At 58.0% G+C, this 14,871-nt stretch carries 11 protein-coding genes and 2 pseudogenes; 10 read left to right on the forward strand and 3 right to left on the reverse strand.

The window, feature by feature from the left end:
- Positions 1–85: 85 nt before the first annotated feature.
- From LDZ21_RS29430 to LDZ21_RS31255, 5 genes and pseudogenes are all read left to right on the forward strand, one after another.
- Positions 86–822, forward strand: a pseudogene (locus LDZ21_RS29430) (SDR family oxidoreductase).
- Positions 823–905: 83 nt separating this feature from the next.
- The gene (locus tag LDZ21_RS29435; protein ID WP_244797712.1) at positions 906–1,673 is read left to right on the forward strand and encodes an SDR family oxidoreductase; all 768 of its coding nucleotides are present in this window, start codon (positions 906–908) and stop codon (positions 1,671–1,673) included.
- A 49-nt stretch (positions 1,674–1,722) separates the two neighbouring features.
- Positions 1,723–1,951: pseudogene (locus LDZ21_RS29440) on the forward strand (tautomerase family protein).
- A 624-nt stretch (positions 1,952–2,575) separates the two neighbouring features.
- Entirely contained in the window at positions 2,576–3,322 is a 747-nt protein-coding gene (locus tag LDZ21_RS29445; RefSeq protein WP_244797713.1) for a tyrosine-type recombinase/integrase, read from the forward strand.
- Entirely contained in the window at positions 3,316–3,444 is a 129-nt protein-coding gene (locus LDZ21_RS31255) for a hypothetical protein (RefSeq protein WP_280519451.1), read from the forward strand. Before LDZ21_RS29445 ends, LDZ21_RS31255 begins: the two co-directional genes overlap by 7 nt.
- 288 nt (positions 3,445–3,732) lie before the next feature.
- Here LDZ21_RS31255 and LDZ21_RS29450 read toward each other — a convergent pair whose 3' ends face one another.
- Positions 3,733–5,844 carry a secretin GspD/PilQ domain-containing protein gene (locus tag LDZ21_RS29450; protein ID WP_244797714.1) on the reverse strand — a complete coding sequence of 704 codons (2,112 nt, stop codon included), beginning with the start codon at positions 5,842–5,844 and terminating at the stop codon, positions 3,733–3,735.
- A 382-nt stretch (positions 5,845–6,226) separates the two neighbouring features.
- On the opposite strand from LDZ21_RS29450, the gene LDZ21_RS29455 reads away from it, so the two are divergent.
- From LDZ21_RS29455 to LDZ21_RS29465, 3 genes are all read left to right on the forward strand, one after another.
- Complete coding sequence (locus LDZ21_RS29455; protein ID WP_244797715.1) at positions 6,227–6,625, forward strand: hypothetical protein; 399 nt, start codon at positions 6,227–6,229, stop codon at positions 6,623–6,625.
- Positions 6,626–6,660: 35 nt separating this feature from the next.
- Positions 6,661–8,955: an outer membrane protein assembly factor BamA gene (gene bamA / locus LDZ21_RS29460; protein ID WP_244797716.1), complete on the forward strand. Its 2,295-nt coding sequence runs from the start codon at positions 6,661–6,663 to the stop codon at positions 8,953–8,955.
- A 220-nt stretch (positions 8,956–9,175) separates the two neighbouring features.
- Positions 9,176–11,245 (forward strand): LPS-assembly protein LptD, encoded by a 2,070-nt coding sequence (locus LDZ21_RS29465; protein ID WP_244797717.1) that lies wholly within the window; start codon positions 9,176–9,178, stop codon positions 11,243–11,245.
- Here the strand turns inward: LDZ21_RS29465 and LDZ21_RS29470 are convergent.
- Positions 11,236–11,997 carry a response regulator transcription factor gene (locus tag LDZ21_RS29470; protein WP_244797718.1) on the reverse strand — a complete coding sequence of 254 codons (762 nt, stop codon included), beginning with the start codon at positions 11,995–11,997 and terminating at the stop codon, positions 11,236–11,238. The genes LDZ21_RS29465 and LDZ21_RS29470 overlap by 10 nt on opposite strands.
- 3 nt (positions 11,998–12,000) lie before the next feature.
- Positions 12,001–12,354: a DUF2866 domain-containing protein gene (locus LDZ21_RS29475; protein ID WP_244797719.1), complete on the reverse strand. Its 354-nt coding sequence runs from the start codon at positions 12,352–12,354 to the stop codon at positions 12,001–12,003.
- 149 nt (positions 12,355–12,503) lie between these two features.
- Here LDZ21_RS29475 and LDZ21_RS29480 point away from each other — a divergent pair, with 149 nt between their 5' ends.
- Together LDZ21_RS29480 and LDZ21_RS29485 are read left to right on the forward strand one after the other, a co-directional pair.
- On the forward strand, positions 12,504–14,132 hold the full coding sequence (locus tag LDZ21_RS29480; protein ID WP_244797720.1) for an ATP-binding protein: 1,629 nt from the start codon (positions 12,504–12,506) through the stop codon (positions 14,130–14,132).
- 5 nt (positions 14,133–14,137) lie between these two features.
- A complete protein-coding gene (locus LDZ21_RS29485) occupies positions 14,138–14,830 on the forward strand; it encodes a response regulator (protein ID WP_244797721.1) in 693 nt (230 codons plus the stop codon).
- Positions 14,831–14,871 lie beyond the last annotated feature (41 nt).

The following is a 14,871-nucleotide window of genomic DNA, read 5'->3' on the forward strand; positions in this document are numbered from 1 at the left end:
GGCAGAAATCTCGGTCTTAACCGGCGCGCCCACGCGGGCCTCTGCTCGCGCGCGCCGACGCGCCAGCACAATATCGAGGTAAGTGGTGAGCGAGAACATTTACCGCAAAGTCGTTGTCATTACCGGCGCAAGTAGCGGGCTTGGCGCCGAGACTGCACGCTACCTCACCCGGCAAGGGGCGAAAGTGGTCTTGGGTGCACGGCGTCTTGACCACTGACTGCGCTTGCGAGCGAATTAGGGCTTGATGCCAAAGCGATAGTGCAAACCGACGTCACGGATCGGGCACAGGTCAAGGCGCTGGTCGATCGCGCTGTCGAGCTAAACGGGCGAATTGACGTGCTGCTGAATAACGCGGGTCTTATGCCGAGTTCCATGCTGGAGAAGCGGAAGGTCGATGAGTGGGATCAGATGATCGACGTCAATATCAAGGGTGTGTTGTATGGCATCGCGGCTGCGCTGTCGCAGATGCAGTCGCAAAAGTCCGGGCAGATCGTCAACGTTTCCTCTGTCGCTGGTCACAAGGTTGGCCCTGGCGGCGCAGCGTACGCCGGCACAAAGTGGGCCGTTCGCGCCATTTCGGAAGGGCTTCGCCAGGAGGTCAAGCCCTGGAGTAACCGCACGACCATCGTTTCGCCGGGAGCGGTGGCGACCGAACTGATCGACACGATCGCCGATCGGGGTGTCGCCGCGGGAATGGCAGCGGTCTACGAGGACGCGATTCCGGCCAGTTCGTTCGCGCGTGTGGTGGCATTCGCCATCGCCCAGCCCGATGACGTTGACATCAACGAAGTGCTATTCCGGCCTACCAGTCAAACGTATTGAGGTCTGGCACATACCCCGACCGGACTGCGCACATCGAAGTTCATTGGGCTCCCGTGCTGTGACGTACCAGAAGAGAGGAAATCATGACAGTAGTCTACGACTTCAAAGGAAAAGTCGCCTTCGTTATTGGCGCTGCAATGGGTATGGGGTTGGCGACGGCCCGCGCCTTTGCGAGAAGCGGCGCGGCGGTTGTTCTTGCTGATCGCGACGGCGATCTCGCGAGTGAGCAAGCCGCAAAGATCGCCGGCGAAGGCGGCGTCGCCTTCGGCGTGCGGTGCGACGTAACCGATGAAGCTCAAGTCGCCGCTGCAGTGGACCGAGCAGTCGCGAAATATGGCAGTCTTGACATGGTTTTAAACAACGCAGGCATTCAAGTGCCCCCCAGCGACGCAGCGGACGAAACAGCGGACAGCTTCCAGAAAGTGACGGCGGTCAACCAGTTTGGTGTCTGGGCTTGCATGAAGCATGAACTTCGAATCATGCGTGAACAAGGCACGGGGGCAATCGTGAATTGCTCGTCACTTGGAGGCTTGGTGGGCTTGCCGGGGCGCGCCTCCTACCACGGTACTAAGCAGGCCGTCCTTGGTATGACAAAAAGCGCCGGCGTCGAATACGCACCTCGCGGCATCCGCACCAACGCAGTTTGCCCAGGGACGATTGACACGCCTATGGTTCGGGACATGCTCAAGGACCAATCCGACGCAATGGCCGAAATCATGAAGCAACAGCCTATCGGCCGCCTCGGTTTGGTCGATGAAATTGCTGCCGCAGTCCTCTGGCTTTGCAGTCCGGGAGCCAGCTTCGTGGTCGGTGTAGGACTGCCGGTTGACGGTGGCTTCACGGCACATTGAGCTGAGATTGCAGGTTTCGCCAACTTTCAACCAACCGAGAAGTCATCACATGCCACATATCATCGTTGAAGCTTGGCCCGGAAAGACAGAAGAGCAAGAGCGACGTCTGGCGGAGGCGATCACGGAAGATGTGATGCGCAATTCTGGGCTGCGGCGAAGCGTCAGTTTCGGTGGGTTTTGAAGAGATTACGTCAGATCGCTGGAAGGATGAAGTCTACCGGCCGGACATCGAGGCGCGCTCGCATACGCTGTACAAAAAACCCGGCTACCCGATGTAAAGGGCAAAAGCAGCCATTTGGACTGACACCTAGGATCCGCCAGGCGAGTGGCCGAAAATGCCCGTTAGCGGCGCTCGAAAGGATAGCAGTGACTGGAACTGCAAACCGGCAATCGATAGGCGAAAGGTAAGCACCTCGCGGCGGCCGTGGTAGACGACTTCCATGCTTCCAGTGGCGGTGGTCCATGAGACGCTGCCCGCGCAAGTGGCGATGACGCCAAAACCTCGGTGCTCAAACGCACTGGGATACGCAGAATGTACCATTTCATGATACGCAGCATCGATCGCGCATGGTGAACGCATCGAGATCCGGCCCAAGAGCACCTGGAGTCAATGCGTGCACTTGTGCTGCGAAAAAGCTGTTCGGGGTAGCCATAGCCAAACCTCCTTCGGCCGCCTGCATGGCGGCATCTTTTGGAGGGCTGGCGTGAACGCCATCGCATAGCTGCCGAAGCAATTAATGACCAATGCATAGAAGCATTTTCTTCCCATCGTCGATGTTGAATTCTGCGACTGGCTTCTCAATCATCGTGGCCTGTCGTCGCGGATCCTCGACCGGCACAAACGTCTGATCTGCAAGTTGCTGCCGGCGTTGGGTACCAACACGGCGGAATGGGACGCTGCAATGGTGCGCGATGCCATCACTTCCGAAGTGAAGCGCAACAAGATTCCCAATGCCAAGTGTGTCGTATCGGCTTTGAGGATATATTTGCGGTTCGTCGCTTCAGTCGGCCTATGCCGCCCAGGACTGGACCTTACGGTGCCGACAGTTGCGCATTGGCGGCTGTCAGCTCTCCCCACATACCTGGCGCAGGCGGACATCGAACGTATCGTCAATTCATGTGACCTTGAAACGGATACTGGAGTGCGTAACCATGCGATTCTGCTTCTATTGGCTCGTCTCGGTTTGCGCGGCGGAGAAATCGTAGCCTTATGTCTTGAAGATATCGACTGGCGCTCGGCGGAACTCCGACTCATAGGTAAAAGTCGTCGAGAAGTCCGGCTTCGGTTGCCGCAAGATGCGGGCGACGCATTACTCAAATATCTCGCGAGCATTCGGCCACCAGCTCCCGTTGATCGCGTGTTCCTATGCATGAATGCGCCGTGGCGGCCATTTGCGACCTCCGCGACCGTGTGTTCGATTGTTGGCGTTGCATTATCCCGCGCTGGTATTGCTAGACCGCCATCGAAGGGGGCGAATCTTCTTCGACATGCAATCGCGACATCAATGCTGCGGGGAGGCGCTAAGCTGGATGCGATCGGGACAGTTCTAAGGCATCGATCACCCGAGACAACGGCGCACTATGCGAAGGTCGATCTAGCGTTGCTACGTGAGATCGCCCAGCCTTGGCAAGGAGGTGTGTCATGCTAACCAACGCTGTTAGTCGTTATGTCGAGCTGCATCGCGCCATGGGGTTCAAGTATCTGGCCCAAGATCGGCTTCTGCGCAGCTTCGCGGTGTTCGTCGATGCCCGCGAGGACGGATACGTTTGAGCACAAAGCGTCATCGACAGGACTGGACTGGCTCGATCTGGAGCGCAACGCCGGAATCGCCTGCTTACGGTGCGACGGTTCGCGTTGGTGATGCAGGCAGAGGTAGACAAGTTGCGTTTCTATCCGATTGTGAAAGTCGGTGTAACTTATCGTTTCTGAGCACCCTCAACGGATAGTCAAAATCAGAACCCGCTGTTGATTCCAATAGCGCGACACTCGTCCGTTCGCGATGCGAAACGAGAGATCCGCACGAAGCCAGCCGTCCGATGTCGCTTAGGCTACGCCGGATCATTGGGGCACATGACTGAGATCAATGAGGTTACTGCTACCGTCCCGGACGTCGCCGTCCAGAGACGGCAATAACGGCGTGGCGTCGTCCTTTTCTAGCCAGTTGTCGCTTTTGTATGTTGCGGTCTTCGCTTGCATGCTCGCGTACCGGTCGGCGGCAATTGCCCGGAGGGTGGAGGCGTCTCGAACGATGACGGGCCTCAGGAAGATCAACAAATTAGTCTTCGCACGACTTTTCGTCTCGTGCCTGAACAATGCTCCCAGAACGGGAATCTTGGATACCCACGGGATTCTGCTATTGCCGTTCGTGTAATTATCGCTAATTAAACCGCCGAGCACGACGATCTGGCCGTCGTCGGCAAGAATGGTCGTCTGGAGGGACCGTTTGTCGATGCTATAACCGCCCGCCTGATCCGCAGTTCCGTTCTGCACACTTGAATCTTCCTGGTAGACCTGCAGTGTGATGGTCCCTCCCTGATTGATCTGCGGCTTCACGTTCAGCATGACACCGACGTCCTTGCGGTCGTAGGTATTGAAAGCAGACACCGATGAGGATCCCGTGGTGTTCGTCGAGTACGAACCGGACTCAATCGGCACATTTGTTCCTACCAAGATTCGCGCTTCGTGGTTGTCGAGCGTAATCAGGCTTGGCGTCGAAAGGACGTTGACATCCGCATTCGACTGCAACGCGCGGAAAAGACCCTTTGTGCCGAGAATGTTTCCGAAGCCGGCGACAAGACCGACATTCGTCGTCGTCCCGGCGACCGCCTGTAAGCCAGCTGTGGTCAGCCATTCAATGCCGAATTCACCTTCTTTATTCGATGAGACTTCCATGATCAGCGATTCAATATAGACCTCCACTTTGCGCTGATCTAGCCTGGCGATGACCGTACTGAGATTTCGGAACACTGGCTCGGGAGCCGTGATGATCAAGGAATTGGTCGATACGTCTGCAACGATTTCACCGCTGCCTTTGTCGTCCTTGTCCTCGGCTAAGCGTGACTGCGTTCCATTAGCGCCGCCGGAAGGACTGCTAGCTTGAGACGACGCCGCACCCACTGAAGACGCGGAATCGGCACCGCTAGGCAACGGAGGCAATGTTCCATTGCTGCCCGGAAGCCCGGATGTACTTTGCGTGCTGCCACCGCTCCCTGTGCTGGGCTGGGGATCACCGCCCGGCGATTGCCCCAGAATCCGTCGAAGCGTCTTCGATACATCAGTGGCGTCTGCGTTGCGCAACGTGACGATATGTATGTTTCCCGGCGCCCTCGTCGGCGTGTCTAGCTTGACGACCAAGTTCTCAGCCTCGTCGAGTCGCGTAGCGCCGCTCGAGCGCAGCACGACGGCGTTGCTTCTAGGATCTGGCGCGATCACGACCTTTTGCGTCGGGTCGCTGTTGCCGATGCCGGTCAAATCGAGCAGCTTCTGAGCTTGTTGAGAGACGGCCGTTGCATCCGCGTAGTTGAGTTGAACCACAGCAATATGCGGGCTCGATGCAGCTTCGATGCCCGCAATAATCGAGGCTATGCGCCGCACGTTGTCCGCATAGTCGGTGACGAGCAGCGTGTTGTTGCTCGGATTTGCGCTGATCGCATTGTTGGGCGATATGAGTGGCCTCAGGCTCGGAAGAAGGCTGTTGGCGGATTCCCGGTGAAGCTGAAAGACCTGCGTGATGATCTGATCACCCTTTGCAATGGGTTGATTGCCGGCATACGTGGGAACGCCTTGCAGTTTTGCATCCGCTTCGGGCACGATCTTGAGCACGCCATGATCCTGCAGCAGCGAGAAGCCTTGCATTCGCAGCGCGGACTGCAGGGTTTTAAGCGCTTCATCCTCCGAAACCGGACGCTCTGAAACGAGATCGAGCTGCCCCTTCACCCGCGGGTCGACGATTATTGTCTTCGAGGTTGAAAGCCCTATGGCGCGCGCTACTTCCGTGATTTCCGCGTGCGAGAAATTCATTGTTACGGCGGCAAATGATGCGTGACAGAACAGCGCCAGGAAGACAACGCCAGCCCACGAAGCCGCGGGAGCGATGAGGCTTGGCGGACAAGTTCGGGCTCTGTAGTGAGGTTCGAGTCGAAATGAATGCAGGCAGGCAATCGTTTGCATTGGGGAGCGAGTTCCGCTGTTCGCGATGGAGAGGTGTCAAATGGATGCGGGCGTATCTCAGCGAAACGAATCGGCTCTGCGAAGCGTTTCTCGAGCCGCTTATCGGACTATCGGCCCGCCGCCACAGATATATGCGACGCGCGCTACATAATGAACCGGGCCTCGGGCGCCGATCTGAACCGGGCCTCGGGCGCCGATCTGAACCGGGCCTCAGGCGCCGATCACTATACTCGACGTACGATTCACAACGCTCGCTTGGTAAGGTTTGGTTAGGCAGCGTACGCCCGTCGGTTGCGCGCAACCTGCTGTAATAAGCGGGTAACCCACTTGCACATTCGTTTCCGTACACTTCGCGCTCTTCGTTACTTGAAACCGAGCGGATATGCGACCGACATTGATCATTGATTCGCTAGAAGGCTTCCGGCTCACGAACGACGGTAGCTTCCTTCTTGCCGACGCGCGCTGCGGAGCATCCGTCGCAATGCACTTTTCCGTCATGCACGAGATGCTCGCTGCGCTCGCCAATGCAATAGCGTGTTCCGAGCGAATGAGGAAAAAGGATCGAGCGCGCAAGTTCACGATGCGTTGTGCAGGGTGGGAAGTCACCGGAGACAAGCATGGCACCGGCGCTTTGATCCTCTCCTTCACGCTCGACGGCGGCGCACAACTCTCTTTTGGAATCCATCGTGAGAGCGCCATCCAGATGCATGAAGTGATCGGAGTAGCCACCGGGCAACTACCATCGTTCACCGTAAGCAGTTCCAACGGCTTCGTGCAGTAACGCGATCGTTCCCTATCTCCTTTCAGAAATACCGAATGAAGCAACACACCCTGCACTCGCTTGCATTTGCCGCAAGTGCGATTGCAAGCGCCCATTCGCACGCGAGCGAGAGTTTCATCGTGCGTGATATCCGTGTCGAAGGCACGCATCGCATCGATCCGACGGCGGTCTTTGCCTACCTGCCGATCAAGCGCGGCGATACGTTCACCGACACGCGTGCAAGCGACGCGATTCGGGCGCTGTACGACACCCATTTGTTCAGGGACGTGAGTGTTTCGACCGATGGAGAAGTAGTGACGGTACGGGTCGTCGAGGCCGCGTCGATAGCCGCTGTCGATTTTTCAGGCGTGCATGAGTTCGATCAGGAGAATCTGTCGAAAGCCTTGAAGGCCGTGGGACTGTCGCCCGGACAGCCTTACGACAAAGCATTGGTCAATCGCGCAGAGCAAGAACTGAAGCGTCAATACTTGACGCGCGGGCATTACGCCGTGGACGTGACGACGACCGCCACCCCGCTCGACCGGGGACGCGTGCAGTTGTTGTTTGCCGTTGCCGAGGGTCCTAGCGCCAAGATCAGGCAAATCAATTTTTTTGGCAACAAGAAATTCGATGCGCGAACGCTGACCGAAGAAATGCAGTTGTCCACGCCGAACTGGTTCTCCTGGTACACGAAAAATGACCTCTATCAGAAGGAGAAGCTTTCCGGAGATCTTCAAAACCTACGCTCTTTCTATCTGAATCGCGGCTATCTGGAATTCAGTGTGGAATCGACGCAAGTGTCGATCTCACCTGACAAAAAGGACATGTATCTCGCCTTGACGCTACACGAAGGCGAGTCGTACACAATTACGAGCGTCAAGCTGGCAGGCAACCTGTTGGGGCGCGAAACAGAGTTGTCGAAGCTAGCTAAGCTCAAGACAGGCGAACGCTTTTCGGCGGAGAAACTGGAACAAGCCACGAAGGCGCTCGTCGACAAGCTCGGAGAATACGGCTACGCATTCGCGACGGTCAATGCGCAGCCCGATATTGACCAGGTTCATCACACGGTCAGCCTCACGTTGCAGGTGGACCCCGGCAAGCGTGTCTATGTGCGTCATGTCGATGTCGTTGGGAATACGCGTACCCGCGACGAGGTCGTGCGCCGCGAAATGCGGCAATTCGAAAGCGCGTGGTTCGACAGCCAGGCGTTGAGGCTATCGAAGGACCGTGTCAGCCGGCTCGGCTATTTCACGGATGTCGATGTCACCACGATTCCCGTTGAAGGCCAGTCCGACCAAGTCGATTTGCAGGTCAAAGTCACCGAGAAGCCGACCGGCGCGATCACGCTCGGGGCGGGCCTTTCATCGACGGACAACGTCGTGCTGTCCGCCGGCATCACGCAAGACAATGTGTTCGGCTCGGGCACGAGCCTCGGAGTAAATATGAACACCGCGAAGACCTATCGTACGCTCAGCGTCACGCAGTCCGATCCCTACTTCACCATCGACGGCATTCAGCGCATCACCGATGCCTACTACAAGACGACCTATCCCCTCTACTATTCGAGTGACTCGAGCTTTCGTATTGTAACTGTCGGTGCAGACACGAAGTTTGGGATTCCGTTTTCCGAGTCGGACATGATTTACTTCGGCACGGGCTTCGAACAGAACCGCTTTAACACCGACTCCTCGACGCCTCAGGCCTATCTCGATTACGTAAGCGAATTCGGCCGCGTGGTGAACAACGTGCCAGTGACTGCCAGCTGGAAGCGCGACAACCGTGACAGCGCGCTCGTGCCAAGCCGCGGCTACTACTTCCAGACCAATGCGGAAGTCGGTACGCCACTCGGTAACACTCAGTACTATAAGACCGATGTCACAGCGCAGTACTATCACTCGTTCTCGCGCGGCTTCGTGCTCGGAATGAATTTTCAGGCGGGCTATGGCGCAGGCATCGGCGGCAAGTCCTATCCGATCTTCAAGAACTATTTTGCAGGAGGAATCGGGTCGGTACGCGGTTATGAATCGAGTTCGCTTGGTCCGCGCGACAAGACCACCAACGACCCGATCGGTGGCTCGACGATGCTCGTTGCCAACATTGAAATGACGTTCCCGCTGCCCGGCACTGGCTACGACCGCACTTTGCGCGTGTTCACATTCGTAGATGGCGGCAACGTCTGGGGCGACTCCGGCAATAGCACCGGCGCCAACGGCTTGCGCTACAGCTACGGCATGGGGCTCGAGTGGATTTCCCCGATTGGCCCCCTCAAACTCAGTCTCGGCTTTCCGATTGTGCGTCACAGCGGCGACACCTATCAAAAGTTTCAGTTCCAGATCGGCACCGCGTTCTAAGGTTTAGATCCTCGTGATACTTTGCAAGCGCCTTGCGCTGCTGTTGCTGAGCGCCCGCGCGCTTGCCATCCAGCCTGCTTCCGCGCAGACCGATTTGCGTTTGAGCACGCGACTGGACGATACACCCCCACCTTCGTTCACGCGCCCCGCCGTTTTTGGAATTTCCGATGCGCTGCGCGCCACGACCGACGTTGATGCATCGCTCAAAGGTCACGCCGAATTGCGCCGCTCGGGCCGCGTAATCAAGGGCGATGCACTGCATTACGGTACGGACACGGATCATGCCGATGCGTATGGAAACGTAAGGCTCATTCGTTCCGGCGATGTGTTCCACGGGCCGGAGGCGCATCTGAGCGTCGACGCGATGGAAGGTTATATGAGCGCGCCGAAGTATCGCTTCCGCTTGTCGAACGGCAGTGGAAGCGCCGAGCGGGCGGATCTCATCGACAGAGACCGTTCCGTCATTCACAACGGTACTTACACCGCCTGTGAATGTACGGATCATCCCGCTTGGTACCTGAAAGCCAGCCGGTTTGATATGGACAACGCCGCTGATAGCGGCATCGCGCGCAACGGCGTGCTGTTCTTTCAAGGCGTGCCCATCTTCGGGAGCCCTTGGCTGTCGTTTCCTCTGGACTCGGCGCGAAGAAGCGGGCTGCTTCCGCCAACCTTTTCCTATGGTTCCAGCAATGGCTGGGATGTCTCACTGCCCTACTACTTCAACATCGCCCCAAACTACGACCTCACTTTGACGACGCGCGCACTGTCGAAGCGCGGCGTCATGTTCACGCCCGACTTCCGCTATTTGTCGCCGACGTATTCAGGCGAACTGCGCATCTCGTACCTTCCCGACGACGCAGTCGCAAAGGCAAGCCGCTATTCGATCGTCTTCAAGCACGATCAGACATTCGGCGCGGGATTCGCGGGATACGTGAGTTACAACCGAGTCTCGGATACCGATTTCACCAACGATCTCGGCTCCGCGACGAATTATCTTGCCGGCACCCAGACCGTGTTCCAACAGGAAGCTGGCCTGACCTACAAGAGTGGGCCCTGGTCCGTCCTTTTGCGCGAGCAGCGCTGGCAGACCTTTGATTCGAGCCCGCCATATAATCGCGAGCCTGAAGCGGACGTCAGCTATGCACGTTACAACGTCAGCGGGTTCGACTTCGGCGCGCAGGCAAACGCGACACGCTTCACGATTTCCACCGCAGACACAACGCAAGGCGACCGCTTCGTCTTCAATCCCTATGTCAGTTACTCGATCAACCGGCCGAGTTTTTTCTTCAAGCCGATGCTGCAGTGGCACATGGCGTCTTATCACCTGAGCAGCATCGGCACCGACGCACCCTCGGGTCAGCCGCGTGACTTCACTGTCAACGTACCGACTGCGAGCCTCGATACCGGATTGGTTTTCGAACGCAACGTGCGACTCTTTGGCACAAATCTCATTCAGACGCTGGAGCCTCGCCTGTTCTACGTCTATACGCCTTATCGTAACCAAAGTTATGCGCCGCTCTTCGATACGGCCACTGCTGACTTCGGCCTTGCCGAAATCTTCACGACCAACACGTTTGTCGGCGGAGACCGCGTTGCGGATCAGGACCGCATGACGGCTGCGTTGACGACGCGTCTTTTAAGCCCAGAATCAGGGGCAGAACTGGCTCGCTTCGTCATCGCGCAGTCGTACTCATTTCGGCAGCAACGCGTAACGCTCGAGCCGAACGACGTCCCTTCGTCGGCTGACCATTCCGATCTAATCGCAGGCGCATCGTTGAACATCGGCGCGCGTTTCTCGATGGAACAGGCACTTCAGTTCAACCAGGAGCGGGATGAACTGGAACGCGCGACTGCGGGCTTCGTGTGGAGTCCGGCCGAGCGGCACGTGCTGAATCTCGGGTATCGCTATACGCGTGCCGATCTGGCAGTACTCGACAATCAGCCGATCAATCAGGTTGTCGCCTCGACGCAATGGCCGCTGACGGGCCACCTTTCGAGCATTGCCCGCGTGAACTTCGACATGCGCGCGCATCGGATCACAGCCGGGCTCATCGGCTTGCAATACGACGCTCAGTGCTGGTCACTTGGCTTTGCAGCGCAACGCTACATCGATTCGTCCGCGAGTTCGACCGCCGGCACGAGTCGCACGCGCGTATTAGTGCAGTTGCAGCTCAAAGGACTATCGACTGTCGATACCGGACTCACCGAGCAATTCAAAGCCAATGTGCCGGGCTATAGCTCCCCGGCATCGAAAGAGGCCGTGCAGTCAACATATAGCAACTATGAATGAGTCGCATGCAGAGCAGTAGAAGCGGCTTGTGGGGGGCTGTAGGTATAGCCTTGACCGCGTATCGTATGGATGAGCCGTGGATTGGCCGGGTCAACTTCGACGATTCTTCTTAGCCGGCATACGAGCACATCGACGGAACGCTCGGAGAGCGTGCATCCTTGCCCGCTCAATTGCTGCATCAGCCAAAGACGCGACATCACCATCATCGGATTGCGCGCGAATAGCGCCATTAGGTCGAGCAGCGTGTCGTGAAGTCTGATCACCTCGGACTTGCGCAGCAACGCACGCTGCGTCATATCCAGCACGAATTCACCGAGACGGAACTGCGTTCCGTTCACCGTCGCAGACACCAGAGGGGGAGATCGATGACGCAGCAGAGTGCGGATGCGTGAGAGTACTTCGCGTTCGTTGCATGGCAAGCGCACGAAATCGTCCGCGCCGAGTTCAAGGCAAATGACTGCATCCATCCAGTTCTCTCCGTCGCCGATGACGAGCATCGCGACTCCTGGATGCATCGAGCGCAGATCGGTCAGGACCGTTGCGATGGGTATGTCGGTCAATCGGTTGCTGAGCACGACGAGCGACGGCTTTGCGAGCTTTAGCGCGGCGTGGAGCGCGGAGCCGTTCGTGCAGGGCGTCGTGTGCGGATAGAAACCATCGAGAAATGCGCACAATGTCTGCAGCGTCGCTCGATCCGGGTCGACGACGACAATGCGATGCGTCATGCGTCGCTCGATCTTCGGGTCGTGCATGGCTCAGGCCCTCCGGAGCTTGGGCCGCCCGAGCGCGGCGGCATCCATGGCGACGTGACGCCGCCCGTTCGCATGGGCCCGCATGCGTTCGCGAATCTCCTGCTCCGTCGCGTCGACGCGCACAGCGAGAAACGATCGTTCACCTCTCGTATTGATCCATTCGATCACGCGGCAGGTCCCACCCCAAGGCCGTTCGATCGGTGCGGATACGCGGCAGCCGCGGATTTTCACTGAGTTGTCGGCCCGGGCGTTCGTGAGACGTCGAAGCTTATCGTCATCGGCCTTCAGACGCTTAATGCCGTGCCCCACCCAATAAGGGCGCTGCGTCGTGGCTTGCTTCCCTGCTGCACTGCGCATATGACTTCTCCGTGGTTACCCTATGAACGGTCTCCAAGATACGGGCCAAAACAGCAACGAGCATGGAGAAAATGTGGAAACCCAATGGAGATTTGTGACGAAGCTGCATGGTGGGAGGAGCCTTCGCTAGAATTGCACACTTATTTGTCATGGGACTCTTGGCCGCAAAGGTGCTGACATTGAAACTTCGCCTGGGAATCGCCTGGAAGATATTTTTTCTCGTGCTCGTTGCGTGTCTGGTGACTGCCCTGACGATGGCCTACGCGGTGCGTGTGAGCTTCGAGAACGGTTTTCTCCACTATGTGCGCGAACGCGATTCCGGGCGCATGAGCGCGCTGCTGACACGGGTGTCAAACGAGTACATCGCGCACGGGAACTGGGACTTCCTGCGCGACAACAACGAGGCATGGCTTGCCTTGCTCGATGACGCGCAGGAGCAATTCCTGAAGCGCGAAATCGACGATGCTCGTTCGAACACTGCCGCGTCGTGGCGGATCTTTCCTGGCAGTGGCAGCGTCGCGCGCATCCTGGGACCGTTGGGTCAGCCTCGCGACGGTCCGCATTGGGGCATGCATGCGCCCAGCCCGCGGCCCGGTTCGCTCTCGTATGCGCGACCTTCGAGCGATGCGTTGCCGCAAGAACCGGTCGATGGAGAGGCGCGACGCCGTGCCCCGCCGCGTCTGCGCGAGCGCCCGCCCTCTGCGTTGTTCGATGCCGACCGCTCGCTGATCGTGTCCACTGGTGATCTTCGCCCGCCTGATGCACCCGCGACGCCGATTCGAGTGCGCGAGCAGATCGTGGGATGGCTCGCGGCTGAGGGACCGACGCCATTGACGGATGCTGCCGACATCGCGTTCCAGGCGCAGCAGGTACGTGCGACATGGCAAATCTGCGGTGTCGCCGTCGTGCTTGCGGCGGCCGTTGCAATCGTGCTCGCCCGCTTCGTCTTGTTGCCTATCCGACGCCTGATGGCCGCAACGAATCAGTTGACCACGGGTGACTTCTCTATTCGAGTGCCTGAAAAGAATCGCGACGAACTCGACAGACTGGCGGCAGACTTTAACTCGCTAGCAGATTCACTGCAGAACGCCGAGCGCTGCCGGCGTGAATTCATCGCGGACGTATCGCATGAATTGCGCACCCCGCTCGCCGTGCTGCGCGGCGAATTGGAAGCGATTGAAGATGGCGTGCATGTATTCGATGCTGCGTCACTTGCGTCTTTGCAAGCGGAAGTGGGCATGTTGAACAAACTTATCGAGGATCTCTACGACCTCTCGCTGAGCGATGTGGGGAAACTCAGTTACCGTAGAGCTCCCGCGCGCGTGCACGCACTGGTACGTACTTCTGTCGAAGGAATGAGGCAGTCGATCCTCGCAAAGGGCCTTGCGATCGACGTGGAATGCGACGGCGGCCTTGCCGATGCGGACGTCGATATCGACGCCGCACGCTTCGTGCAGTTGCTCAAGAACCTGCTGCAAAACTCGCTGCGCTACACCGATTGCGGTGGGCGCATCCACGTCTCATTGACGGGGTCGCCGCGCGAATGGTCGGTCAATGTGCAGGACTCTGCCCCGGGCGTGCCGCCAAGTGTATTGCCGCATCTGTTCGACCGCTTCTATCGCGTCGATGAGTCCCGGAGCCGCCAGAGCGGGGGCGCGGGACTTGGGCTATCGTTATGCAGAGCAATCGTTACCGCACATGGAGGCCGCATTGAGGCGGCTCAGTCGTCCTACGGCGGCATCTCAATCACCGCATACTTTTCAACGACAGTCGAATAAAGAGCATGCCTGGCAACTCCGAAACGCTTGTTTTGATCGTCGAGGACGAGCCGAAGCTTGCGGCCGTGATGAGCGACTACCTTCGGGTGGAAGGCTATTCCGTCGAGGTATTGCACAACGGATTACAGGTTGTTCCGTTCGTTCGCTCGACGCCCCCCGCTTTGATTCTGCTCGACCTGATGCTGCCGGGTCTCGGGGGCCTGGATGTGTGCCGTGAGTTGCGGACGTTTTCTGACGTGCCCGTCATTATGCTGACGGCACGAGTCGATGAAATCGATCGCCTGCTCGGACTTGAGTCGGGCGCGGACGACTACGTGTGCAAGCCCTTCAGCCCGCGAGAAGTAGTCGCACGCGTCAAAGCAATCCTGCGCAGGACGAGGCTCTTATGGACGAATCAGAGTGCGGTCAAAGCGCGCGATCTCACGATCGATGCCGACTATCATCGTGCGACGCTGGACGGAAAACCGCTCAAGCTAACGCCGATCGAATTCCGTCTGCTGCATTTGATGCACTCGGCGTTGGGCAGGATTCTTCCGCGTGCGTACATCCTCGAGAACGTGTACAGCGATCATCGCGTCGTCACTGACCGCACGATTGACAGCCACATCAAGAATCTGAGGCGCAAGCTGCAAGACGTCAGGCCCGAAAGCGAAATCATCATCTCGGTGTATGGAGTTGGCTATAAGTTGGAGCTGTAGTGCGACATATTTTTGCGCGCCAACAATGCGATCGTCACCCG

The sequence above is a fragment of the Caballeronia grimmiae genome (assembly GCF_022879615.1).
Taxonomy (GTDB): domain Bacteria; phylum Pseudomonadota; class Gammaproteobacteria; order Burkholderiales; family Burkholderiaceae; genus Caballeronia; species Caballeronia grimmiae.